This is a genomic window from Mediterraneibacter sp. 210702-DFI.5.30 (assembly GCF_020560115.1).
Lineage (GTDB): Bacteria > Bacillota > Clostridia > Lachnospirales > Lachnospiraceae > Mediterraneibacter > Mediterraneibacter faecis.
Genome location: NZ_JAJCME010000037.1, coordinates 1 through 382 on the forward strand (window position 1 = coordinate 1; position 382 = coordinate 382).

At 43.2% G+C, this 382-nt stretch carries 1 pseudogene; it reads left to right on the top strand.

Features of this window, described 5'->3' with window-relative positions:
• A pseudogene (locus LI126_RS14585) lies at positions 1-356 on the top strand (hypothetical protein); the annotation flags it as partial.
• Positions 357-382: the final 26 nt, after the last annotated feature.

The window sequence follows — 382 nt, forward strand, 5'->3', positions numbered from 1 at the left end:
CCGAAAAGACGCTCAAACAGATTGGCATTGAAAACATCCCAATGCTGTACGTCTTTAATAAAGCTGACCAGACCGAGTTTGAATATCCAGTCATGGAAGGCGATAACCGGATTATTATCTCAGCCAAGGATGATGAATCCATTCAGCTCTTGGTCCAGGCCTTGCGTCGTCATCTTTTCAAAGACTACGTACAGACTGAGCTGCTGATTCCATTTGCCGATGGACGAACGGTTTCCTACATCAATGAAAACTGCAATATCTTAGAGACTGAATATCTCAACAACGGTACGCGGCTCAAAGTCGAGATGTCACCACAAGATTTTGCCCGCTTTGAACGCTACGTCATTAAAAATTAAAAAAATCTGACATCGATGCAGTCGAT